At 66.1% G+C, this 21,138-nt stretch carries 21 protein-coding genes and 1 pseudogene; 3 read left to right on the top strand and 19 right to left on the bottom strand.

The window, feature by feature from the left end:
- Positions 1 to 24 precede the first annotated feature (24 nt).
- The 6 genes from priA to BACI348_RS08215 all read right to left on the bottom strand — a co-directional run bounded on the left by priA (position 25) and on the right by BACI348_RS08215 (position 3,989).
- On the bottom strand, positions 25 to 771 hold the full coding sequence (priA, locus tag BACI348_RS08240) for a bifunctional 1-(5-phosphoribosyl)-5-((5-phosphoribosylamino)methylideneamino)imidazole-4-carboxamide isomerase/phosphoribosylanthranilate isomerase PriA (protein ID WP_159824811.1): 747 nt from the start codon (positions 769 to 771) through the stop codon (positions 25 to 27).
- Between the two features lie 41 nt (positions 772 to 812).
- Complete coding sequence (locus BACI348_RS08235) at positions 813 to 971, bottom strand: CG2302 family histidine operon protein (protein ID WP_181762693.1); 159 nt, start codon at positions 969 to 971, stop codon at positions 813 to 815.
- Entirely contained in the window at positions 972 to 1,754 is a 783-nt protein-coding gene (gene hisH, locus BACI348_RS08230; RefSeq protein ID WP_159824809.1) for an imidazole glycerol phosphate synthase subunit HisH, read from the bottom strand.
- Entirely contained in the window at positions 1,751 to 2,371 is a 621-nt protein-coding gene (hisB, locus tag BACI348_RS08225) for an imidazoleglycerol-phosphate dehydratase HisB (protein ID WP_159824807.1), read from the bottom strand. Before hisB ends, hisH begins: the two co-directional genes overlap by 4 nt.
- Positions 2,372 to 2,431: 60 nt before the next feature.
- Positions 2,432 to 3,550 carry a histidinol-phosphate transaminase gene (locus tag BACI348_RS08220; RefSeq protein WP_159824805.1) on the bottom strand — a complete coding sequence of 373 codons (1,119 nt, stop codon included), beginning with the start codon at positions 3,548 to 3,550 and terminating at the stop codon, positions 2,432 to 2,434.
- An 82-nt stretch (positions 3,551 to 3,632) separates the two neighbouring features.
- Complete coding sequence (locus tag BACI348_RS08215; protein ID WP_236557685.1) at positions 3,633 to 3,989, bottom strand: LysM peptidoglycan-binding domain-containing protein; 357 nt, start codon at positions 3,987 to 3,989, stop codon at positions 3,633 to 3,635.
- Between the two features lie 377 nt (positions 3,990 to 4,366).
- Between BACI348_RS08215 and lexA the strand changes: the two genes are divergently transcribed.
- The gene (gene lexA / locus BACI348_RS08210) at positions 4,367 to 5,101 is read left to right on the top strand and encodes a transcriptional repressor LexA (protein WP_159824801.1); all 735 of its coding nucleotides are present in this window, start codon (positions 4,367 to 4,369) and stop codon (positions 5,099 to 5,101) included.
- A gap of 68 nt (positions 5,102 to 5,169) precedes the next feature.
- Here lexA and BACI348_RS08205 read toward each other — a convergent pair whose 3' ends face one another.
- Both BACI348_RS08205 and hflX read right to left on the bottom strand, forming a co-directional pair.
- Positions 5,170 to 7,227 carry an ATP-dependent DNA helicase gene (locus BACI348_RS08205; protein ID WP_159824799.1) on the bottom strand — a complete coding sequence of 686 codons (2,058 nt, stop codon included), beginning with the start codon at positions 7,225 to 7,227 and terminating at the stop codon, positions 5,170 to 5,172.
- Positions 7,220 to 8,800 carry a GTPase HflX gene (hflX, locus tag BACI348_RS08200; protein ID WP_159824797.1) on the bottom strand — a complete coding sequence of 527 codons (1,581 nt, stop codon included), beginning with the start codon at positions 8,798 to 8,800 and terminating at the stop codon, positions 7,220 to 7,222. The genes BACI348_RS08205 and hflX overlap by 8 nt, the downstream gene beginning before the upstream one ends.
- Before the next feature lie 426 nt (positions 8,801 to 9,226).
- Between hflX and BACI348_RS08195 the strand changes: the two genes are divergently transcribed.
- Positions 9,227 to 9,850, top strand: a complete 624-nt coding sequence (locus BACI348_RS08195; RefSeq protein ID WP_159824795.1) for a class I SAM-dependent methyltransferase — start codon at positions 9,227 to 9,229, stop codon at positions 9,848 to 9,850.
- Here the strand turns inward: BACI348_RS08195 and dapF are convergent.
- The 6 genes from dapF to BACI348_RS08165 all read right to left on the bottom strand — a co-directional run bounded on the left by dapF (position 9,822) and on the right by BACI348_RS08165 (position 15,547).
- Positions 9,822 to 10,766, bottom strand: a complete 945-nt coding sequence (dapF, locus tag BACI348_RS08190) for a diaminopimelate epimerase (protein ID WP_159824793.1) — start codon at positions 10,764 to 10,766, stop codon at positions 9,822 to 9,824. The genes BACI348_RS08195 and dapF overlap by 29 nt on opposite strands.
- A 136-nt stretch (positions 10,767 to 10,902) precedes the next feature.
- Complete coding sequence (miaA, locus tag BACI348_RS08185; protein WP_159824791.1) at positions 10,903 to 11,799, bottom strand: tRNA (adenosine(37)-N6)-dimethylallyltransferase MiaA; 897 nt, start codon at positions 11,797 to 11,799, stop codon at positions 10,903 to 10,905.
- 3 nt (positions 11,800 to 11,802) lie between these two features.
- Complete coding sequence (gene miaB, locus BACI348_RS08180) at positions 11,803 to 13,380, bottom strand: tRNA (N6-isopentenyl adenosine(37)-C2)-methylthiotransferase MiaB (RefSeq protein ID WP_159824789.1); 1,578 nt, start codon at positions 13,378 to 13,380, stop codon at positions 11,803 to 11,805.
- 24 nt (positions 13,381 to 13,404) lie between these two features.
- Positions 13,405 to 13,869, bottom strand: a complete 465-nt coding sequence (locus tag BACI348_RS08175) for a regulatory protein RecX (protein ID WP_201298500.1) — start codon at positions 13,867 to 13,869, stop codon at positions 13,405 to 13,407.
- A gap of 207 nt (positions 13,870 to 14,076) precedes the next feature.
- Complete coding sequence (gene recA / locus BACI348_RS08170; RefSeq protein WP_159824786.1) at positions 14,077 to 15,132, bottom strand: recombinase RecA; 1,056 nt, start codon at positions 15,130 to 15,132, stop codon at positions 14,077 to 14,079.
- A 190-nt stretch (positions 15,133 to 15,322) separates the two neighbouring features.
- Positions 15,323 to 15,547, bottom strand: coding sequence for a DUF3046 domain-containing protein (locus BACI348_RS08165; RefSeq protein WP_159824785.1), 225 nt, complete (start codon positions 15,545 to 15,547; stop codon positions 15,323 to 15,325).
- Between the two features lie 41 nt (positions 15,548 to 15,588).
- Between BACI348_RS08165 and BACI348_RS08160 the strand changes: the two genes are divergently transcribed.
- On the top strand, positions 15,589 to 16,197 hold the full coding sequence (locus tag BACI348_RS08160) for a MarR family winged helix-turn-helix transcriptional regulator (RefSeq protein WP_236557495.1): 609 nt from the start codon (positions 15,589 to 15,591) through the stop codon (positions 16,195 to 16,197).
- Between the two features lie 106 nt (positions 16,198 to 16,303).
- Here the strand turns inward: BACI348_RS08160 and BACI348_RS08155 are convergent, their stop codons facing one another.
- From BACI348_RS08155 to BACI348_RS20665, 5 genes and pseudogenes are all read right to left on the bottom strand, one after another.
- On the bottom strand, positions 16,304 to 16,756 hold the full coding sequence (locus BACI348_RS08155) for a helix-turn-helix domain-containing protein (protein WP_159824784.1): 453 nt from the start codon (positions 16,754 to 16,756) through the stop codon (positions 16,304 to 16,306).
- Positions 16,757 to 16,907: 151 nt separating this feature from the next.
- Complete coding sequence (locus BACI348_RS08150) at positions 16,908 to 17,402, bottom strand: CinA family protein (RefSeq protein ID WP_159824783.1); 495 nt, start codon at positions 17,400 to 17,402, stop codon at positions 16,908 to 16,910.
- Positions 17,399 to 18,043 (bottom strand): CDP-diacylglycerol--glycerol-3-phosphate 3-phosphatidyltransferase, encoded by a 645-nt coding sequence (pgsA, locus tag BACI348_RS08145; protein ID WP_159824782.1) that lies wholly within the window; start codon positions 18,041 to 18,043, stop codon positions 17,399 to 17,401. Before pgsA ends, BACI348_RS08150 begins: the two co-directional genes overlap by 4 nt.
- A 23-nt stretch (positions 18,044 to 18,066) precedes the next feature.
- Positions 18,067 to 20,004 (bottom strand): annotated as a pseudogene (locus BACI348_RS08140) (DNA translocase FtsK); the annotation flags it as partial.
- Between the two features lies 1 nt (position 20,005).
- Positions 20,006 to 21,040 (bottom strand): DNA translocase FtsK 4TM domain-containing protein (locus BACI348_RS20665; RefSeq protein WP_503487627.1); only part of this gene is annotated, 1,035 nt, incomplete at its 3' end.
- Positions 21,041 to 21,138 lie beyond the last annotated feature (98 nt).

Below are 21,138 nucleotides of genomic sequence, written 5' to 3'. Positions count from 1 at the left end.
ATGCCTGGGTCCTGGCCTGGCCGGCTAGCGGCGGCCGGCCACGTCGAGGGCCTCGGGCAGGGTGAAGGCGCCCGCGTACAGGGCCTTGCCCACGATGGCTCCTTCAACCCCGAGCGGCACGAGTGAACGCAGCACCTTGAGGTCGTCCAGGCTGGAAATGCCGCCGGAGGCAACCACGGGCTTGCCCGTCTTTTCGACCATCTGGCGCAGCAGCTCCACGTTGGGTCCCTGCAGGGTCCCGTCCTTGGTGACGTCGGTGACCACGTAGCGCGAGCACCCTGCGTCCTCGAGCCGGGCGAGGACGTCCCAGAGGTCTCCGCCTTCCTTGGTCCAGCCGCGGCCGGCAAGGGTGGTTCCGCGGACATCGAGGCCGACGGCGATCCTGTCACCAAAGCGTTCGATGGCCCGCCGGGTCCAATCCGGGTTTTCCAGCGCAGCCGTCCCGAGGTTGACGCGCGCCACGCCCAGGTCTAGGGCGGCTTCGAGAGTTGCGTCGTCGCGCAGGCCTCCGGAGAGTTCGACCTTGATGTCCAGCTTGCCCACCACTTCACGCAGGAGTTCGGCGTTGGAACCGCGGCCGAAGGCGGCGTCCAGGTCCACCAGGTGGACCCACTCGGCGCCCTGCTGCTGCCAGTTCAGCGCCGCTTCCAGCGGGGTGCCGTAGCTGGTTTCGCTGCCCGCTTCGCCCTGGACCAGCCGGACGGCCTGGCCGTTGACGACGTCGACGGCGGGCAGAAGTTCAAGAACAGGCAGGTCGGTAGCGGTGTTCATCAAAATCCTCGAAAGTAGGGGGAAGGAAGGGCAGGATCCGGCTAGTTGGCCGGCAGCGTCAGCAGGTAGGCGGCGAGCAGGGCCATACCCGCCAGGACGTAGAACGAGACCTGGGTCCACAGCGGTTTGTGCTGCTGCCGGAACGAGATGCCGCCGCCGATGAGCAAGCCCGCGAGGCCCATCAGCAGGACAGACCACATCTAGGCGTCGCCGGCGGGTGTTTGTCCGGCGTCCGGCGCGGGCTGGCCTGCCCCCGACGCGCCCGCGTCTGCGGGCCTGCGGAGGGCGTCCACCCAGTTGTGCAGGAGCCGGGCACCGGCGTCCCCGGACTTCTCGGGGTGGAACTGGGTGGCGCAGAGAGGACCGTTTTCCACCGCGGCGATGAACGGAGCGCCGTGCTCGGACCAGGTGACCAGAGGCGCGGCCATGCGCGGCTGGATAACGTCAAAGTTCCATTCCTGTACGCCGTAGGAGTGCACGAAGTAGAACCGCTCGTTCTCGACACCGGCAAACAGCTTTGAGCCTTCGGGCACCTTGACGGTGTTCCAGCCCATGTGCGGCACCACGTCCGCGGGAAGGAGCTCCACCTTGCCGGGCCATTCGCCGATGCCTTCGGCCTCGGTGCCGTGTTCCACGCCGGCTTCGAACAGCACCTGGAGGCCTACGCAGATGCCGAGGACCGGGCGGCCGCCGGCGACCCGCCGGCCGATGAGCCGGATGCCGTCCACGGCTTTGAGTTCGCGCATCACGGTCTCGAAGGCGCCGACGCCGGGCACCACCAGGCCGTCAGCGTTCAGGACATCCTCGGGTTTGGAGCTCAGGATCACCTCGGCGCCTGCCCGCTCCAGGGCGCGTACCGCGGAGCGGACGTTTCCCGAACCGTAGTCGAGCACAGTGACGGTGGGCTTCCCCTCCGGCGACGGCAGCTTCTGCGACGCTGAGGGGTCGATGATGGCGCCGTCGCGCAGGACCTGCCCGCTCACAGCGCACCCTTGGTGGAAGGTATGCCCTCGACGCGGGGATCGGACTCAACGGCAGCTCTAAGCGCACGGGCGAAGGCCTTGAACTGGGCTTCGACAATGTGGTGCGGATCCCGTCCGGCGATCACGTTCATGTGCAGGCAGATCCCGGCGTGGAGGGTGATCGCCTCAAAGACGTGGCGGGTCAGCGAGCCGGTGAAGTGGCCGCCGATCAGGTGGTATTCCTGGCCTGCGGGTTCTCCGCCGTGGACCAGGTACGGGCGGCCGGAGACGTCGACGACGGCGTGGGCCAGTGCCTCGTCCAGGGGCACGGTGGCTTCGCCGAAGCGGCGGATTCCCGCTTTGTTGCCCAAGGCCGTGCGCAGCACCTCACCGAAGGTGATGGCGACGTCCTCCACCGTGTGGTGGACGTCGATGCGGGTGTCTCCGGCAGCCTTCACCGTCAGGTCGATGAGTGAGTGCTTGCAGAGCGCGGTGAGCATGTGGTCGTAGAAGGGCACCGACGTGTCGATGTCCGAGATGCCCGTACCGTCGAGGTTGATCTCCACGAGCACGGAGGACTCACTGGTGGCACGCTCCATGCGCGCAGTCCTGGCGGCATTGGATCCGGTGGAACTCATGGTCAAGTGTCCTTTGCGAAGAAGGAGTGGTTCAGGGCGTCCAGCGCCGGTACTTCCAGTCTAGGCCGGAAGCGTGGCCTGGCCGGCAAGGATGCTTTCCAGCGACGTGAGGAAGGCTGTGGTTTCCGTCTCAGTTCCGGCGGTCACACGCAGGTGGCCCGGAATGCCGACGTCGCGGATCAGCACTCCGGCGTCGAGCAGTTCCTGCCAGACCTCGTGCGGGTTCTCGAGTCCGCCAAAGAAAACAAAGTTGGAGTCAGAGGCCGCGGGCTTTAGTCCCATCCTGGTCAGTTCTGCCACGATCCGGTCCCGCTGGGCCTTAATGTCTTCCACGTCGGCCATCAGCGCCTCACGGTGCTGGAGCGCGGCCAGCGCTGTGGCCTGCGTGATCGCGGACAGGTGGTATGGCAGGCGGACCAGGCGCAGTGCGTCAGTCACCTCTGGTGCCGCGGCGAGGTAGCCGATGCGGGCACCAGCCAGCGCGAAAGCCTTGCTCATGGTCCTTGAGACGATCAGCCGCTCCCTGCCGGGCAGCAGGGTCAGGGCGCTGGGAGTCCCGTTGTGGGCGAATTCGTGGTAGGCCTCGTCCACGATGATGATTGCCTGGCTGGCTTCGCCGGCCTCGTAGACGGCTTCCACGACGTCGAGCCCGAGGCCCGTACCGGTGGGATTGTTCGGAGAGCACAGGAACACGATGTTGGGCTGCAGTTCCTTCACCTGATGAGCCGCGGATTCAGCGCTGAGGCCGTAGCCCTCGGCGCGTTCACCCACAATGTATTCGGTGTCCGTACCGCTGGCCAGGAGCGGATACATGGAATACGTGGGCGGGAAGCCCAGTGCGGTGCGGCCGGGCCCGCCGAATGCCTGCAGCACCTGCTGGAGGACCTCGTTGGAGCCGTTGGCTGCCCAGACGTTTGTTTCATCCAGTCCGTGACCGAGGTATTCAGCCAAGGCTTTCCGCAACTCGGTGAACTCCCGGTCCGGGTACCTGTTGAGGCCTGCGGCGGCCTCGGTCACGGCCGCGCTGATGGCCGCCCGCACGTCGGCAGGCACGCCATGGCTGTTCTCATTGACGTTGAGGAGGATGGGAACATCGAGCTGTGGAGCGCCGTAGGGGGTGAGTCCACGAAGGTTGCTGCGGAGGGGAAGCCGGTTCAGTCGCTCTAGCTGGTCATTCACCTGAACAGTTTAGTGCCCGCGCCGGAGACCGGAAAATGTGACGGTTTCCTGTGATTCCCGGCACCTTCGCCCGTGGTTCCCGCTAGCGCGTGGGTACGTACAGCTGCTGCCCCGGGTGGACTGCTCCGGCAGTCAGGTTGTTCAGCTGCACGATGTCCGCCACGACGTCGCGCGCATCCCGGTTCGGGTCAACGATGCCGGCGATGGCCCACAGCGATTGGCCCGGTTGCACGGTAACAGTGACGGTAGGAGTCACAGAAAGGTCCGCCGCGGAGTCCGCTGCCTTGGCCGGAGAGTTGAAGAAGCCGGCCAATGAAAGCAGCAAGGCCGCGAGCAGAACCAGCGGGATGCCGATCAGGACGACCTTCCCGCGGCGGGTCAGGCGCAGCGGAGGCAGGGGCGCCGGGCGCTCCGGCGCCCGGCGGGCCGGCTGCGACATGAGTTGCTGCAGCGAAAGAACCTGCGGACGTGAACCCTGTGAAGCTGATGTAGCTGACATGAACTGAGCCCTCCTGGACCTGAACGTGCTGCCCGATGTTCTCCCCAGTGCCCCGATTGCCGCGGACCTGGTCCGGGTTTTCGAATGACTCGAAGCCGAGTAGAACAAGTATTCGAACTTTGCTTTCTCTGTTTTAGCACCTATCAACGAATAATGTCGAGACTCGCTAGAACAAATGTTTGAAAATGCAATGTGGCTGGCCTAGTTTTGAAGTCAGGAACAACCACCTCTGAAGTTGATCAGCTGGGTCTGACAATGACGGCGGCAACCCAGGTCCGGGCCGGAAAGCCGGGGCAAACCGAAAGGCATTGGCGAATATGGCAGCAGCAGCCGCCGGAGGAAGGGCAACCTCCCAACCGAAGAAGACCGCCAAGGGCCTGACGCCGCGGCAGAAGAAAATCCTGGAAACCATCCAGCGCTCGGTCAATGACAACGGATACCCGCCGTCCATGCGCGAGATTGGCGACACCGTGGGCCTGGCAAGCCTGTCCAGCGTCACGCACCAGCTGTCACAGCTGGAAAAACTCGGCTACCTGCGCCGTGACCCCAAACGGCCCCGCGCCATGGAGGTGCTGATGCCCCTCACCCTCGACGGCGGCTCAGCCAAACCGGCAGCCGAGCCGTCCGCCCTGCGCTCGGGAAGCGGCGGCACCGTGACCGAGCTCCCCACGGCCATGGACACTGCCATGGTTCCCCTTGTGGGCCGGATTGCAGCCGGTGGCCCCATCCTGGCCGACCAGGTGGTGGAGGATGTCCTGCCGCTCCCCCGGCAGCTGGTGGGCCAGGGTGAACTGTTTATGCTCAAAGTGGCCGGCGATTCCATGGTGGACGCAGCGATCTGCGACGGCGACTGGGTGGTGGTCCGCCGGCAGGCGGATGCCGCCAACGGTGATATCGTGGCGGCGCTGCTGGACGACGAAGCCACCGTGAAAACCTTCCGCCAGCGTGACGGCCACACGTGGCTGCTCCCGCAGAACACCCAGTACGAACCCATCCTGGGCGACCACGCCACCATCATGGGCAAGGTTGTTTCAGTGCTGCGCTCGCTCTAGGCAGGGCATGCGGCTGAGCATGAAGCCGCACGGAACGGCTGCCGGAAGCGCCGCTGCCCCCGGCAGCGTTAGGCGTTCTCCCCTGCCAGCCGTTCAAGGGCCGCGATGGCCGTCTTTCGGTCGGTGGTGGGCCAGAAGGGCGGCAGTGCGGCACGAAGGAATCCGGCGTAGCGTTCGGTGGCCAGCCGCGAATCCAGGACAGCCACCACGCCTTTGTCCCCCGTGGAGCGGATCAGGCGGCCGGCTCCCTGCGCGAGCCGGATCGCAGCATGGGTGGCCGAGACAGACATAAAGCCGTTGCCGCCCGCCTGCGCCACGGCACGGGACCGCGCGGTCATCAGGGGATCGTCCGGCCGCGGGAACGGGATCCGGTCGATAACCACCAGGCGGCAGGACCCGCCCGGAACGTCCACGCCCTGCCAAAGGGACATGGTGCCGAACAGGCAGGTATCAGGTTCGTCCGCGAACTGCTTCACCAGGGCCGTCATAGTGGAATCGCCCTGGCAAAGGATGGTCATCCCCAGCTTGGGCCGCAGCGCATCGGCAGCTTCCTCCGCCGCCCGGCGGGACGAAAACAGGCACAGCGCTCCGCCGTTGGAGGCCCGGATCAGGCCTTCCAGCTCGGCCAGGGCCTCCGGGGATACGCCGCGGCCGGGCTTGGGCAGGTGGCCCGCCACATAGAGGATGCCCTGCCTGGGGTAATCGAAGGGTGACCCCACATCAATTCCGGTCCAGCTGGGCGCGCCCTCGCCCACGAGGCCAAGCCCGCCCGCGGCGGGCTCAAAGGCCGCACCGATGGCGAGGGTGGCCGAGGTCAGCACCACTGTGTGCCCCGCAAACAGGCCCTCCCGCAGCCGCCCTGCCACGGACAGCGGGGCTATGTTGATCAGCGCAGGGGCCGTTTCATCCGGTTGCGAATAGCCCTGCTGCGGGTCGAAGGAGCTGGCGCGGGAAAACCACACCACTTCCCTGTTCTCCCGGGCTGCCACGAGCCGTTCGCAAAGTTCCAGGATGAGCATCAGCCGGGAGCGCGCAAGCTGCCGCCCGCCGTCGGCCGTTGTACTGCTGTCCCCCTTGGAATCGGACAGTGCCGCCCGGGCGGCCTCACGCAGCTGGTCCACGCAGTCCAGCTGCTCATCGTTCAGGCCGTTGGGCAGCAGCCCGTTGGGAACTCCCGCCAGGGCCACCTCAAGGTTGGCAGCAGCCGCGTTAAGGGCGTCGACAGTGATGGCCGTGTGCTTGCGGGCCCCGGAAGCAGCGGCATGGACCATGGCAACGGAGAGCTGTCCGGAAACAGCGCCGGTCACCCTGTCCTGCAGCTCGTGGGCCTCATCAACCACCACTACGTCGTACTCGGGCAGCACGGCCAGGCCCTCGAAAGCGCTGACAGCGAGCATTGCATGGTTGGTGACCACGAGGTCGGCTTCGGCAGCGTTCTGGCGGGCCAGTTCGCTGAAGCACTCCGCCGCCATGGGGCACTTCTGGGCGCCAAGGCATTCCATGGACGTAACGGAAACCTGCCGCCAGGCGCGGTCCGTGACGCCGGGCAGGAGCTCATCGCGGTCCCCGGTGGTGGTTTTCTCCGCCCACTCCCGCAGCCGGACCACTTCCTTGCCCAGCTGGGAGGAAGGACCGCCCACCGCCGCGGCGAAATGCGGGACGCTGGTGTCTTCGCCCAGGGAAAACAACTGCCCCTCGGCAGGCTCCTCGGAGGGGAAGCCGCCTTGGAGTTTGTGCAGGCACACGTAGTTGGACCGGCCCTTGACCAGCGCCACCTTGACGGGCCGGTCCAGGGCGGGCGTGATGGTTTTCAGGAGCCGGGGCAGGTCCCGGCCCACAATCTGGGTCTGCAGGGCAAGCGTTGCGGTGGACACCAGGGCGGGCTTGTCGCTCTCCAGGGCATGTGCGATGAGGGGTATGAGGTAGGCGAGGGACTTTCCGGTACCGGTTCCGGCCTGGACCAGCAGGTGGTCCCCCGTATCAATGGCCCGGGCCACCTGCCTGGCCATCTCATGCTGGCCGGTCCGGCTTTGCCCGCCCATGCCCGCAACCGCCCGGTCGAGCAGCTCGATCACGAACTGTTCGCCGGGCGTCGCTGTGGCTTCGTCAGCCACGGCGTCAGTCATGGGTGACGAAGGATTCCAGTTCAGCCGCGAGGCCTTCCCGGACTTTGACTACTGCCCGGGTGCCGGCTTCATCATGGTCAACGCTGATGATTTCGGCGTCCGATTCATGCAGCTTGCTGACCAGGTCCCCGCGGTCGTACGGGATCAGCAGGTCAAGCTGGACGGACGGACGCGGGATGCCTTCGCTGATGGCCTGGAGCAGCTCGCTGATGCCTTCCCCCGTGCGGGCCGAAACCACCACGTGCCGCGGTTCGCGCTGCTTCAACCGCTCCACCACGAACGGATCGGCGGCGTCAGCCTTGTTGAGCACGATGATCTCCGGCACCTTGCGGGCGTCCACTTCGCTAAAGACCTTACGGACCGCTGCGATCTGGCCCTCGGGATCCGGGTGGGAAACGTCCACCACGTGGAGGATCAGGTCCGAGTCAGCCACTTCCTCCAGCGTGGAGCGGAATGCCTCCACCAGCTGCGTGGGCAGCGACCGGACGAAGCCCACGGTATCGGCCAGCGTGTAGCCCAGGCCGTCGGCAGTTTCGGCCTTGCGGACCGTGGGATCCAGCGTGGCGAACAACGCGTTCTCCACGAGCACCCCGGCGTCCGTCAGGCGGTTCAGCAGTGAGGACTTTCCGGCGTTGGTGTACCCGGCGATGGCCACCGAGGGCACTTCATTACGACGGCGGTTGGCGCGTTTGGTCTCGCGGGCGGGCTTCATCGCGGCGATCTCCCGCCGCAGCTTGGCCATGCGTGTACGGATCCTCCGGCGGTCCAGTTCGATCTTGGTTTCACCAGGACCACGCGAACCCATACCGGCCGCTGCGCCGCCCACTTGACCACCGGCCTGGCGGGACATCGACTCGCCCCAGCCGCGGAGGCGCGGCAGCAGGTACTCGAGCTGGGCCAGCTCCACCTGGGCTTTGCCTTCCCGGCTCTTGGCGTGCTGGGCGAAAATGTCCAGGATCAGCCCTGTCCGGTCGATGACCTTGACCTTGACGATGTCCTCCAGGCCACGCCGCTGCGACGGCGCCAGTTCGGCGTCAACCACTACCGTGTCCGCGCCGGTGGACATCACGATGTCCTTCAGCTCCAGGGCCTTGCCGGAGCCCAGGAAGGTACCGGGGTCGGGCTTGTCGCGGCGCTGCACGAGGCCGTCCAGGACCTCCGAACCTGCGGTTTCAGCGAGGGCGGCGAGCTCGCGCAGCGAGTTTTCCGCGTCGGCGAGGGTTCCTTCGGACCACAGGCCCGCAAGGACAACCCGTTCCAGGCGGAGCTGCCGGTATTCGACTTCGGTGACGTCTTCAAGTTCCGTGGAAAGACCCGCCGTGCGGCGCAGCGCCCGGCGTTCCTCGAGATCCTGCTGGTCGCCGTCGTACGTTGAATGTTCTTCATCCAGGCGGGAGATGGCCTGGGCTTTGCCCAGTACCGCTTTCCCGTCGCCGCGCTGCTCTGCGCCTGGCGTGCTGACGTTTTTGGCCGGTACGTCCTTGGAGAGAATCCGGTCGATCACGGCCTGGATTTCCTCAGGACTCATGTCCTGGGCGGCTGGATCGGATCCGGTGTTGGGCTGGCTGGTCATGGTCTCCTTTGAAGGTTCGGCATTTCCAGAATAGTGCCGATTGCTGGTGATTGGGGAAGTATTCGCGCTGGGCTGACGGCCTGCAGTCATACAGTTTCTCCTGGTGTGTCTCGCCGGGCAGCAAGCGGCCCGGCGGGCGGCGGCCGCCTCACGAAGGCGGCGAAGAGGAAGGGGCCGGAGCAGCGGCGAAAGGGACAGCAGGAGGCTGACTTTCGAGTAATGTCCGGCGGCCGGAGTGAACGCTTTGGCGTGGTCCGGTGCACATGTGCGGAAGGCGTCAACGCCTGCATCGCTGTGGGACAGTTTCTTCGGGACGGGCGTGGCCCGTGCCGGCTACTCGAAGATCAGGAACATGCGTTCAACCCTAACAGACCGTCCAACCCGCGGTTTCCCATTACGCTGCAAGGGGAACTACTCTGGCCAGTTATGGAGTCCGCACACTATTTCAGCTCATCCCCCGCCGGCCCGTTTACCCGCAAGCCGCTCACGGTGGAACTGGCAGGGGAAACCCGCAGGCTGCAGACTTCATCCGGGATCTTCAGCCCGGACGGCATCGACAAAGGAACGGCTGTGCTCCTTGCCGAGGTCCCTGCCCCTTCCCCCACCGGCCACCTGCTGGATATCGGCTGCGGCTGGGGTCCGATTGCGCTGACCATGGCCCTGCGGGCGCCGCATGCGACAGTCCACGCGGTGGACGTCAACGAACGCTGCATCATCCTGACCAACGAGAACGCGGCAGCCTTGGGGCTCTCCAACGTTCAAGCCAGCACCCCCGATGCCGTGGACCCGGACGTGCGTTTCGACACCATCTGGTCCAACCCGCCCATCCGAATCGGCAAGGACGAGCTGCATTCCCTGCTGAAGCTCTGGTTACCCCGCCTTGCACCGGGGGGAACAGCGTGGCTGGTGGTGCAAAAGAACCTGGGCTCCGACTCGCTGCAGCGCTGGCTGGCGGCGGAGCTGGATGACTCCTTTGCGGTGAGCCGGGAGTCAACCTCCAAGTCGTTCCGGATCCTGAAAGTCAGGAAAGCGTCCCCGTTGCCACAATGACGGCGGGGCCGCTGAGCTCCACGTGTTCATGGCCACCGGGGCCGGCAAAGAACTTCACGCCCACCACGCCGCCGGGGACGTGTACACGCCAGGTGTCAGGCGCCTCGGCTCCAGCCCAGTGCCGGATGGCCACGGCGGCGGCGCAGGCACCCGTGCCGCACGACTGGGTCTCCCCCACGCCGCGTTCGTGGACGCGCATAGTGACAGAACCCACCCCTTCGTGTACCAGCGGCTCGGACGGAACAACAAACTCCACGTTGGTGCCGTTCGCGGGCACAGGGTCCACCAGCGGGGCGGTGTACAGCCGCGTACCTGCCAGTTCCGAGAGTTCGGCCAGGGCAACAACGGTGTGCGGGTTGCCCATACTGACGGACAGTGCGGGCCGCGGAACTTCCAGCCCGTCCGCTGTCACCAGCGAATCCATGGCCTTGGCCGTGGCCTCACCGGGGAAGATGAACTCCCAGGGGCCCATGTCGACGGCGTAATCGTCACCCGTGCGGACAACAGTCTTGGTACCGGCCCGCGTACCGATGGTGAGGGCACCGCCGTCGGGGAGGTCTACCAGCCCCTCGGTCCGGAGGAAGTGGACGAAGACGCGGACGCCGTTGCCGCACATCTCCGACAGTGAGCCGTCGCCGTTGCGGTAATCCATGAACCACTCGGCGTCAGGGGTTGCGGCCAGGAGTTCCCGGCCCTCGGGAAGGAAACGGGAGGGCACTGCCCGGATCAGGCCGTCACCGCCGATGCCGCGGTGCCGGTCGCACAAGGCAGCGACCTGTTCGGCCGCAATGGTGTGCTCGCCCTCCGGATCCGCCACGAGGACAAAATCGTTGCCGGTGCCGTGGCCCTTGGAGAAGCGCAGCCCGCCCAGTGTGCGGAAGGCGTGCTCTGTGGTCTCGGCAAGGGTTTCATTCATGCTGTCAAGGGTACCGGCCGGGCGGGGCAGGCCCGAAACCCGGGAGTCTTTGGGCAGATATGCAGGCTTCCGGTGCCCTGAAGCCTGCATACGTGGACAAAAACTCCTTCACCGGCGCCCATTCCGGTGCAGAGCGTCAGGTGCAGAGAGCGGCCGCGCGCGCGGTCAGCCCGGGGTCCTGCCAGTCGAGCCAGTTGATGCGCGGGTCGGCCCGCAACCAGGTGAGTTGGCGCCGGGCGAACTGCCGTGTTGCCACGATGGTCTCTTCGGCGGCGTCCGGAACTGTTGCTTCGCCGTCGAGCACGCGGAGGAACTGCGCGTAACCCAGGGCGCGGGGCGCTGTTTTGCCCTGCCGCAGTCCTTGGGCGTCCAGCCGTTCCACTTCGGCCAACAGGCCGTTGTCCACCATCCGGTGCACCCGGAGGGCGAGCCGCTCGCGCAGCTGGTCGCGGTCGACGCTGAGGCCAACCTGCACCGCAGGCTGGAAGTACTCGCGCCGGGGCATAAAGGAACTGAACGGGCGGCCCGTGAGCTGGTGGACCTCCAAGGCCCGGATGATACGGCGGTCGTCGGAGAGCCGGCCGGCGGATACCGGGTCCACGGCGTGGAGCCGGGCCAGCAGCGCCGCCTGACCTTGGGCAGCGAGTTCCTCCTCAAGCTGCCGCCGCAGCGCCGGGTCCGTACCGGGGAATTCCAGGACATCCAGCGCAGCCCGCACATAGAGGCCGGAACCGCCCGCGAGGATGGCCCGTTTGCCACGCGAATGAATGTCCGTGATGGCTGCGCGCACCTGCTCCTGAAACTGCGAGACGCTGGCTTCCTGGGTAACGTCAAGGATGTCCAGGAGATGGTGCGGCACTCCCCTGCGCTCGGCCAGGGTGACTTTCGCCGTGCCGATGTCCATGCCGCGGTAGAACTGCATGGCATCGGCGTTGATGACTTCGCCGTCCAGTTCCAGCGCCAAATTGACGGCCAGGTCAGACTTGCCTGAGCCAGTGGGACCAACAACGGCGATAACAGGCGGGGAGCCCACCGGTCAGCGGGTGCGCACGGGCAGCGAGGGCATGCCCAGGGAGACCCCGGCCCGGCCGTTGCCGGTGCCCGGCGCCGGAACGCCGCAGGAATCGGCCTGCGACCGGTCCCACGCGTCGCCGGCACGGGACCGGCGGAGACTGTAATCCTCGGGCGCGGGATCGGCCACGAGGTGAAAAGCGGCGGCTTCGGTGATGGTAACGGTCACGAGGTCGCCCGGGCGAGGCGCTTCAGCACCGTCGGGTACGGAGAAGTGCACCAGCCGCTGGTCCTGGGAACGGCCCGACAGGCGGTGTGTTTCACCGGCTTTGCGGCCTGACTGCGCGGTGACCATAACCTCAACCCTGCGGCCGAGCTGCTTCCGGTTCTCCTCTGCGGCGATACGGTCCTGGAGGGCGGTGAGCCGCTCGAACCGCTCCTGCACCACGGCCTTGGGCAACTGGTCCGGCAGGTCCGCGGCAGGGGTTCCGGGCCGCTTGGAGTACTGGAAAGTGAAGGCCGTGGCGAAGCGGGACTTCTCCACCACGTCCAGGGTTGCCTGGAAATCCTCTTCAGTTTCGCCGGGGAAGCCAACGATGATGTCCGTGGAGATGGCGGCGTGCGGAATCTTGGCCCGGACCTTGTCCAGGATGCCCAGGAACTTCGCAGACCGGTAGGAGCGCTTCATGTCGCGCAGGACCTTGTCCGAGCCCGACTGCAGCGGCATGTGCAGCTGCGGCATCACATTCGGGGTTTCGGCCATGGCCTCGATGACGTCGTCCGTGAAGGCGGCCGGGTGCGGGCTGGTGAAACGCACCCGCTCCAGGCCCTTGATGTCACCACAGGCACGCAGCAGCTTGGAGAAGGCCTGCCGGTCGCCGAACTCCACACCGTAGGAGTTCACGTTCTGGCCCAGCAGAGTGACTTCGATGGCGCCGTCATCCACGAGGGCCTGGATTTCGGCGAGGATATCGCCCGGGCGGCGGTCCTTCTCCTTGCCGCGCAGGGCCGGAACGATGCAGAACGTGCAGGTGTTGTTGCAGCCCACGGAAATGGAAACCCAGCCCGAGTACACGGAATCGCGCTTCGTGGGGAGGGTGGAGGGGAAAACGTCCAGCGACTCCAGGATTTCCAGCTGCGCCTCGTGGTTGTGCCGGGCGCGCTCCAGCAGGGCGGGAAGGGCGCCGACGTTGTGCGTTCCGAAGACGGCGTCCACCCACGGGGCCTTCTTCAGGATGGTTTCGCGGTCCTTCTGGGCCAGGCAGCCGCCCACCGCGATCTGCATTCCCGGGTTGGCTGCCTTCACCGGAGCCAGGATGCCGAGGTTGCCGTAGAGCTTGTTGTCCGCGTTTTCCCGCACGGCACACGTGTTGAAGACCACGACGTCGGCCTGGCCGCCGTCTGCCGGCACGTAGCCTGCGTTCTCCAGCATTCCCGCCATGCGCTCGGAATCGTGCACGTTCATTTGGCAGCCGAAGGTACGGACCTCATAGGTGCGTGCCTTCTGCGCGCCGGTTTCCGGAACGGCGGCAGGGTGCGCCGCAGTACTGGGATCCGAGGAGGTGTTGGTGCCGGAAAGGGGGGAAGGAATGGTCAAGCTCACCCGTTAAGGGTACCGGGTCAATGCTCAGGCTCCGGAAGCGGCCCGATCGTCAAGGACCTCACTGACAATCCGGAAGGCCTGGGACGGCTGGTACCCCTTCCGCGCCAGCATCGACGCCAGCCGCCGCGTGGTTTTGTCCCGCTCCGCCCGGTCCGCCAGATTGGTTCCCGGCCGCAGCTTCCGCTCCACCAGGCTCCTCGCGGCGGCCTCTTCATCGGCGTCGGAGATCTGTTCCAGGGCCGCCGCGGCAGTTTCCTGGTCCACGCCTTTTTCCGAGAGTTCCCGCCGGAGCGCACCCTTGGCGAGTTTGCGGGTCTGCGACCGGTTCCGCACCCACATGTCGGCGAAATCGGCGTCATTGATGAGGCGGGCTTCCTCGAACCTGTCGAGGACTTCCTTGGCGACGTGCTCAGGGATGTTCCGTTCGGCAAGCTTGCGGGCCAGCTGAAGCCTGCTTCTCGCGGATGCTGTCAGCTGCCGGTACACGATGTTCCGGGCAACGGAGTAGGGATCAGCCTCGGCGTCCCCCGCGAAGGGAGCGCCGGCGTCCGGCCCGCCCTGGGAACCATCCGTACCCGGGAAAGCATCCGTATCCGGGAAAGCTTCTGGATCCGGAAAGGCATCTGGAAAGGAAGCAGCGCGCCGCCCACCGGTCCTGGACCGGCGGGGACGCGCGTTGTCAGTACCGCTCAACGGTTAGAACCCGTCAACGGCTTTCAGCTTCGGGGAGTCCTTGGACTCGGCCTCCGCCGGCTTCACACCAACGCCCAGCTTTTCCTTGATCAGGCGCTCCAGCTCGGCGGCCAGCTCCGGGTTGTCACGGAGGAACCTGCGGGAGTTCTCCATGCCCTGGCCAAGCTGGTCACCGTCGTAGGTGAACCATGAGCCGGACTTCTTGATGATGCCGTGCTCAACACCCATGTCGATGATGCCGCCCTCGCGGGAGATGCCCTGGCCGTAGATGATGTCGAATTCGGCGATCTTGAAGGGCGGGGCCATCTTGTTCTTGACGATTTTGGCCTTGGTACGGTTACCGACCGAATCCGCGCCTTCCTTGAGGGTCTGGATGCGGCGGACGTCAATACGGATGGAGGCATAGAACTTCAGGGCCTTACCACCGGTGGTGGTTTCGGGGGAACCGAAGAAGACACCGATCTTTTCACGCAACTGGTTGATGAAGATCGCGGTGGTCTTGGTCTGGCTCAACCGGCCGGTGATCTTACGCAGTGCCTGGCTCATGAGCCGGGCCTGCAGACCAACGTGGCTGTCGCCCATATCGCCCTCGATTTCGGCGCGCGGCACCAGGGCTGCAACGGAGTCGATGACGATGACGTCAAGGGACCCCGAACCGACCAGCATGTCCATGATCTCGAGGGCCTGCTCACCGGTGTCCGGCTGGGAGACCAGGAGCGCGTCCGTGTCCACGCCGAGCTTGGCGGCGTACTCGGGGTCCAGTGCGTGCTCGGCGTCGATGAAGGCGGCGATGCCGCCCTGGCGCTGGGCATTTGCCACGGCGTGCAGTGCAACAGTGGTTTTACCCGAGGATTCCGGACCGTAGATCTCCACCACGCGGCCGCGGGGAAGGCCGCCAATTCCCAGTGCCACGTCCAGGGCGATGGAGCCGGTGGGGATGACCTCGATGGGGGCCCGGACTTCGTCGCCCAGCCGCATGACTGAGCCTTTACCGAACTGCTTGTCGATCTGGGCCAGCGCTGCTTCGAGCGCTTTTGCACGATCCGGGGCTGCCGCCATGGTTCACACCTCTAATGCTTTCTCGCTTTGGAGTGGCCTCAGCGGCCGTTTATTGGTCATCTCTGACGCTAATGGGACCCACTGACATTCCGGCCGGAGGACGGCGGCTATGTGGATAACCCGCTATGGAAAGCATAGCTTTACCCGAACAGGTATTCGAACAACTGCCCGGCGTGTCAGGTGGATTCGGCTATTCGGCGCGGGGCTTGACGTCCCGGCCAAGCCGGCGCTCAACAGGAACGTCCTGGACATCGCAGACTGCCAGCCACACCTTGCGCGGCTCCACTCCGGCGGCCAGCGCCTGGTCCGCGGTGCGGCCGCCAACCCCGGCAAGAACGAGGGTACCGCTGAGGACCCGCGAGTAGCCGGCGCCAAATTCGTCGTCCATAAGTCGCCAATAGTCGCTGATTCGCACCTGTAGAGTCTCTCACGATCCGGCACCCTAGAATTGTTGCCATGAGCAACCCCCTTGCCGCCCCGACCCCGCACGGCCGCGACGACGACGCTGTGGTGGATGCCGCACTGCAGAACGTGGAACACCAGATCAGCCTCTTCTGGCGGCGCGCACGGTCCATCTCCAACCAGCTCTCCCGCCAGGTCCACCCCGACATGGAACCCGCAGCCTACGGCCTGCTGACAGTCATCCGTCGGGAGGGTCCCATCCGGCTCACCGACCTTGCGATGAACATCGGCGTGGGCAAGCCGTCCGTCAGCCGCCAGATCGCCTTCCTCGAAAGCATCGGGCTGGTCTCCAAGGAAGCCGATCCGCTGGACGGGCGCGCGCAGGCCATCCGGCTCACTCCCAAGGGGGAGGAAAAGATGCACCAGGTCCAGGACGCGCGGCGGCAGGTCTTCCGGGAACGGCTGGGTGAATGGCCGGTGGAGGATTTGCAGGAGCTGGCCCGTTTTATGGCCAAGCTGAACGCAACGTACGAGCGCGACGGTTTCCCGCACGATGGTCCGGCAGCCCCCGATGGGCAGCAACCCGGCGACCAGGAAAAGGATGCCCCGGAACCGGCTGCCCAGGAAAAAGATCAGGCGCCGGCGGCCAAAGCCCGGTCTTAGTCCCGGGAACAAAAGTACCGGGGAAAAAGTGCCCAACAACAAGTGAAGCCCCCGGCGCTGCCGGAGGCTTCACTTGCACGACGCCGCCAACGGGGCGGTTCAATCCTTACCGGGCGCCGGAGAGAAGGCCCGTTGAAAGTTCATCGTTGAGTTCGATGTTCAGGTCGCTCTCAAGGTCGCGTCCGTAACGCTGGGAGAATTCCTGCGGTACGGTATCCGGAACGGCTACGCCCTCGGCTACTGCCACGCGGTCGCTGACCTCGCGGAGCATGCTGGACAACGGTACGTCCAGGGCCGAGCAGATCGAGGACAGCAGCTCGGAAGATGCTTCCTTCTGACCGCGCTCCACCTCACTGAGGTAACCCAGGGAGACACGGGCGCTATGCGAAACTTCACGGAGCGTGCGCCCTTGACGCTGGCGAACATCGCGCAGGACATCACCGATTTCGTGACGAAGTACTACCATCTTGCGCTCCTTCTGTTCGCTCTTAGCCTGATCGGCGAGGCCCACATCCTTCCAGCGGACAACGCCGTTTACGGATACGGGCTGCTTTACCATCTGTATCGCCTTGCTCCTCGTTCAGTCTGGTCCGCCGCGAAGCGAACCATTGGTGTTTTCATCCTAGGCGCCTCCGCTCTCCGGAAGCGACACAATGTAATAACTAATCGGTACCGGCTTTTGTTCCCGCCAACTTTACAGGCCGGTAACTTCAGGAGGCCAGGGCCTCGGTCAGCCGCTCCAGGGCGGCCGCGCAGGCCTGCCCGCGGATTTCTGCCCGGCTACCTGAAAACACATACCCGAACGCGTTTGTTCCCGCCCCCGTGGCGATGCCGATGTACACCGTTCCCACAGGCTTTCCGTCGTGCGATTCCGGACCGGCAACGCCAGTGGTGGAGACACCAATGTCGGCGCCCAGGGCCGTCCTGGCACCTTCAGCCATGGCAGCGGCCACGCCGCTGTCAACGGATCCGACGTCGGCCAGCAGTTCCGGCGAAACCTTCAACACGTCCGCCTTGACGGAGTTCTGGTAGGCCACTACCCCGCCCTGCAGCATTCCAGACGCGCCCGGCGTGTCAGCGAGCACCGCGGAAACCATGCCGGCCGTCAGCGACTCGGCTGTGGCCACGGTGCGCTTGGTTTCCATGGCTTTCCGGACTGCCTGCTCGGAGAGATGGTGAAGCGACAGATGCTGCTGGTTGGTCATGCCGGTTCCTGCCCGCCCTTGGTGGTTCCCTGCACTTTTCCCTTGGCGCGCAGTCGCATGGCTTCAACGACGTACTCGACGCCGGTCCACACGGTGACTGCAACGGCCACCATCATGACGGCGAACGCCAGCCAGGCAAGCCACGGCGCAATCGCGGCGAGCGGGAGCAGGTACAGGAAGATCGCTGCCGTCTGGATCACCGTTTTGAGCTTGCCGCCGCGGGAGGCGGGAATGACGCCGTACCGGATGACGAAGAAGCGCAGGGCGGTGACGCCCCATTCACGCACCAGGATCACCAGGGTGGCCCACCACGGCAGTTCTCCAAGAACCGACAGCATCACAAGGGCAGAACCGATGAGGAGCTTGTCCGCGATGGGGTCGGCGATTTTTCCGAAATCGGTGACGAGGTTCCGGCTCCTGGCGATGTCGCCGTCGAGCTTGTCTGTGTAGATCGCGACGGCGAACGCTGCCGCCGCTGCCCAGCGCCAGGGACCGGACTCGCTGTGGAGGCCGGGCGCGTCAGCGATCAGGAACCAGACGAAAAACGGCACCAGCGCGATGCGGAGCATGGTCAGGATGTTGGGAAGGTTCCAGACCCCGGCACGGCCCGGGCCGGCGGCGGTTGCATCGGTGCTAGTCACTTTTCTAGGCTACCGTCTTTGGGCTAGCGCCCGGTCAGGGACCAGGCGTCCTCCGAGCCGTCCTCGTCGTCATAACCACCCGGCGGGGAATCCGAGCCGTCGTAGTACTCCACGCTCTGCTTTCGCTGGTCCAGGTCCGCGGCTACCAGGTCCTCGGCGTACCCGCCCTGGGCGATATTGGCGTTCGCGTTGTCGCTGAGCGCGGCCGTCTGCGCATCCGGAGCGGACGGAGCCTCCTGGCCCCTCATGGCTGCGAGGACGGGTGCGAGGTCGTCCGGCTTCACCAGCACGTCGCGGGCCTTTGAGCCTTCGGATGGGCCCACCACTCCGCGGGATTCGAGCAGGTCCATCAGGCGGCCCGCTTTGGCGAAGCCGACGCGCAGCTTGCGCTGCAGCATGGACGTGGAGCCAAACTGCGTGGTGACCACCAGTTCGGTGGCCTGCAGCAGCACCTCAAGGTCGTCGCCGATGTCGTCGTCGATCTGCTTCTTCGGAGCCTCAGCCGCAACGTCGTCGCGGTAGGTTGCCTGCAGCTGTCCCTTGACGTGCTCCACCACTTTGTGGATCTCGGACTCGGTAACCCAGGCGCCCTGGACACGCATGGCCTTCGACGCGCCCATGGGAAGGAACAGGGCGTCGCCCTGGCCAATGAGTTTCTCGGCACCCGGCTGGTCCAGGACCACGCGCGAGTCGGTGACCGAGGAGGTGGCGAACGCCATGCGGGACGGGACGTTGGCCTTGATCAGGCCGGTCACCACGTCCACGGATGGCCGCTGGGTGGCCAGGACCAGGTGGATGCCGGCGGCGCGGGCCAGCTGGGTGATGCGCACGATCGAGTCTTCGACGTCGCGCGGAGCCACCATCATCAGGTCCGCGAGTTCGTCCACGATCACCAGCAGGTAGGGGTACGGGCGGATGACCCGCTTGGAGTCCACCGGCGGCTGGACCTTGCCCGCACGGACTGCCTTGTTGAAGTCATCGATGTGCTTGAACCCGTAGTTGGCGAGGTCGTCATAGCGGGCGTCCATCTCGCGGACCACCCACTGGAGCGCTTCTGCGGCCTTCTTGGGATTGGTGATAATGGGCGTGATGAGGTGCGGGACGCCCTCGTACGCAGTCAATTCCACACGCTTCGGGTCCACCATCACCATCCGCACCTCGTCCGGGGTGGAGCGCATCAGGATGGAGGTGATCATGGAGTTCACGAACGAGGACTTACCCGCACCGGTGGCGCCGGCCACCAGCAGGTGGGGCATCTTGGCCAGGTTGGCCACCACGTAGCCGCCCTCAACGTCCTTGCCCACACCCATCACCATCGGGTGGTCGGTGCGGCGGGCGTTCTGGCTGCGGAGCACGTCGCCCAGGGACACCGTCTCACGGTCCGTGTTGGGGATCTCGATGCCAATGGCCGACTTGCCCGGGATGGGGCTGAGGATGCGTACGTCGCTGGAGGCCACGGCGTAGGAGATGTTCTTGGACAGGGCGGTGACCCGCTCCACCTTGGTTCCCGGGGCCAGTTCGATCTCGTACCGGGTCACGGTGGGGCCGCGGCTGAAGCCCGTGACGGTGGCGTCGACGTTGAACTGCGTCAGGGTGTCCGTCAGGGCGGCGACGACGGCGTCGTTGGCTTCCGTGCGCTCCTTCGGGATGGAGCCCGGCGTCAGGAAGTCCGACGCCGGGAGCGTGTACGTCACGTCGCCGGCGAGGGACAACTGCTCGGTGCGCTGCGGGATGGGAACGGGCGGCGGGGCGGGAGCCACCGGGTTGGCAGGCACGGCGGGTACGGCGGGCCTGGCGCCGGGGGCGGCCATGCCGGGGGCGACCATGGGAATGGCTTCGGTGGCGTTGTCCGGGGCGGGCGCCGCGGGGCTGCCGAGGCCCTGTGCGGCCTTGATCTTTTCGGCGGCGATCTCCGCCTGGGTGGGCCGGCGGACACCGGGGGCCGGACGCGGGGGCTCCGGNGACGAGGCCCTGTGCGGCCTTGATCTTTTCGACGGCGATCTCCGCCGGGGTGGGCCGGCGGACACCGGGGGCCGGACGCGGGGGCTCCGGTTCGTCGTCGTCAATGACGGCATGCTCGAAGGCTTCGTCGCCCACGTAACCTTCCAGGCCGGCGTCGGCCTCTTCGTCCTTGCCGAAGAGGCGGCGCTTCTTCTTTTTGGGCGCTGCCGGAGGCGTCCGCTCAAGGTAGCTGCGGTCGTGCCCGTTGCCGTCCTCTTCCTGCAGGTCGATGCCCATCAGGTGCTCGTAGGCGCCGCGCAACCGCCGCGGGATGGCGCCGAACGGCGTGGCCGTGATGATGAGCAGCGACACAAAAGCGAGCAGTCCGTAGAGCACCAGCGGCACGGCAGGGTGGATCGCTGCCAGCGGAGAGGCGCCCAGGAAGCCCAGCATTCCGCCGGCCTGGCGCAGGCCGTCGAAGCCCTGGGCCACGGTGGGCTGCCCGCCCAGGACGTGGGCCAGGCCGCAGCCCGCAAACGTCATGACCAGGAAGCCGATGCCCACCCGGTTGTTGCCCCGGCCGTCGGAGGGCTGGCGGAAGAGCCGGAAGGCGCACACAAAAAGCATCAGCGGAAGCAGCAGTGACATCCAGCCGAATGTCCCGTTCACCACGCTGTACACGGCGTCCGGGAACCACCCCGTCAGTCCCCACCACGCGAAAGTGGCGATGAAGACGCCGAGGGCCAGGTTGAACAGGGCGGCGCCGTCACGGCGTTCCTCGGCCGGGAGGTCGCTGACGTCATGGCCGATGCGCCGCACACCCCCGCCCACGAGGTGGCCAATACCGAGCCATGCCCCGCCGACAACCCGGAGCAGCCAGGGCTGTTGCTGTTCGACGGCGGGAAGCTGGCGTGTCCTGGCCGTACCGGAACTCCCGGCCCGCCCGGACCTGGCCGGGGATTTCGCTGCCGTGGAGCCGGAACCGCGGCCGCCGGTTTTGCTGCCGGAGCTGCCCCTGCTGGAACCATTGGGCGCGGAAGTAGTACGAGTGGCCATACTAGCCACGGTACCGGAACTGCACCGGTTTACCGGGGATTTGGTGCCCCGCGGATCCCCCTCGGATAAAGGGCCGCGTTGGCCCGCGGCAGTTCCCG

Origin of the sequence: Arthrobacter sp. 9AX, from assembly GCF_902506095.1 — a bacterium.
Taxonomy (GTDB): domain Bacteria; phylum Actinomycetota; class Actinomycetes; order Actinomycetales; family Micrococcaceae; genus Arthrobacter.
The sequence above is the reverse complement of the archived record's forward strand: the minus strand, read 5'-3'. Positions and strand labels throughout refer to the sequence as shown.